The organism is Paenibacillus agricola (assembly GCF_011440305.1).
Lineage (GTDB): Bacteria > Bacillota > Bacilli > Paenibacillales > NBRC-103111 > Paenibacillus_S > Paenibacillus_S agricola.
The window spans coordinates 6413-7593 of sequence record NZ_JAAOIW010000049.1 but is presented as its reverse complement, the minus strand read 5'-3'; the positions used below and the strand labels follow the sequence as shown (position 1 = coordinate 7593).

Sequence of the window (1181 nt, the reverse complement as noted above, 5' to 3'; positions counted from 1 at the left end):
TCATCTACATACCTAATTTGGTGTAGGCGCATTAACTTGTGTTGGATGGTTCCATCGTATAACTGGAATGCTCCAGCACCGAGCAACAGAGCTCCCCACCACCTTTTTAGCAATAGTGCTTTTCGTCGCCGAAGATCGGCAAACATAAACAATGCTCCTATCGTCGCAAACCAACTAAAAGCGTGAAAAAAACCATCAGAAACCAGCCCAATATCAGATGTAGATTTATCGTAGAAATGATGCCAATGCAAAAGTTGATGAAATATGGTTTCATCTATAAAGCCCACTAAACCAAGGCCAAACAAAAAACCCGACCATAGATTGCGGCCGGAATATCCAGAGAGAGATTTACTTGTATCCATCAAGTACCACCTTCCATAATTTTCACAACTCCTCCTAAAATTTTGCCCGACTTTATTATATTTTAACCAATATTTTTCGATTATTATGTGATGAAAGCGGTATATTAAAGATAGAAAGAATATTAAGAAGCGTATCTAATGAAGTAGCAGGATTCTGCTACATCAATATATTTAAAGGAAGCGGGAGATTGTATACATGTATGAACAGAAAACAAAAGAAACCGACAACAGTGTCATTGAATTTATTGAAAATATCGAAAATCTTAAGAAACGTGAAGATGCATACAAGTTGTTACATATATTTACCGAAGCTACTGGTTATCCAGCGAAGATGTGGGGGCCAAGTATTATCGGATTTGGAACCTATCATTATAAATACGAATCTGGTCACGAAGGCGATGCTCCACTGGTTGGTTTTTCACCTCGTAAAGCTAAGATCAGTTTGTATTTTGCGACAGGTGAAACAGATCGAGAGGCATTGCTAAAAGATTTCGGAAAATATACGGCAGCAAAAGCGTGTGTCTATATCAATAAGGTAGCAGATATTAATGTCGATGTATTAGGAGCGTTAATAAACCAATCAGTAAGGTATCTAAAAGAGAAATATCCGAATTACGAAGCGGCAAGTACAGAATCTGATTAGAGGTAAAAGATACCATTCAAAGTAAACTGTTCAACAACAGGAGCAGACCACCGCGGCCTGCTCCTATGTCTTTATCACGCTATCGTAGCCGTTTGTTTAACGCTCCAACGCTAATATCATCCTTAGTGCGCTGTGCCGATCAGCTGGCCAATTTATAGATGTCTCGCTCTTTCCTT

General features: G+C 39.0%; 2 protein-coding genes. One reads left to right on the top strand and one right to left on the bottom strand.

What is annotated here, in order from left to right:
- On the bottom strand, nucleotides 1-362 hold a 362-nt coding region (locus G9U52_RS40670; RefSeq protein ID WP_243767814.1), incomplete at its 3' end, for a DUF2243 domain-containing protein.
- A gap of 196 nt (nucleotides 363-558) precedes the next feature.
- Between G9U52_RS40670 and G9U52_RS38725 the strand changes: the two genes are divergently transcribed.
- Nucleotides 559-1005, top strand: a complete 447-nt coding sequence (locus G9U52_RS38725; protein WP_166158769.1) for a DUF1801 domain-containing protein — start codon at nucleotides 559-561, stop codon at nucleotides 1003-1005.
- The last annotated feature ends 176 nt before the right edge of the window (nucleotides 1006-1181 follow it).

Coding starts and splice junctions, on each gene's coding strand:
- G9U52_RS38725 (WP_166158769.1), top strand. CDS start 559: ATGTATGAACAGAAAACAAAAGAAACCGACAACAGTGTCATTGAATTT.